General features: G+C 58.1%; 1 protein-coding gene. It reads right to left on the minus strand.

Going from position 1 to position 497, the window contains the following annotated elements; translation table 11 throughout:
• On the minus strand, positions 1-497 hold a 497-nt coding region (locus tag TMES_RS22050; RefSeq protein WP_143589784.1), incomplete at both ends, for an IS110 family RNA-guided transposase.

The following is a 497-nucleotide window of genomic DNA, read 5'->3' on the forward strand; positions in this document are numbered from 1 at the left end:
CAGTCTCCGGCCACCGGAAGGGTTCGCCCGAGACCATCATCTTGTGCATGATGACCGCCAGTTTACGCGCCAGCGCCACGCAGGCCTTCTTATGGCTGCTCCTTTTGCGCAAACGCCGCGCCCAGTCCTTGAGAGGGTGGGGTCGTCGGACGATGGTTAACAGGCTGTTGGCGGCCTCAAAGAGAAGGCTGCGCAACAACCCGTCTCCGTATTTGGAAATACGTCCCGTATAATCCATCTCTCCTGATTGATAGCGGCGTGTCGTCAGCCCCAGATAAGCGCCAACAGCACGAGACCGGGTGAAACGGTGCGCATCGTCGATGGTTGCCGCGAAAGCCAAAGCCGTTATCGGCCCCACGCCCGGAACGGTCATCAAAAGATGACTGGCAGGCGACTTCCTGGCTTTCCGGGTGACCGCGTCATCAAGGCTTTTGATCTGGCTTTCCAGAAACGTCATGCTGGCCAAAAGCGGTTCGATCACCTCTTTCAAGTCAGGG

It is taken from the genome of Thalassospira mesophila (genome assembly GCF_002115755.1).
Classification (GTDB): Bacteria; Pseudomonadota; Alphaproteobacteria; order Rhodospirillales; family Thalassospiraceae; genus Thalassospira; species Thalassospira mesophila.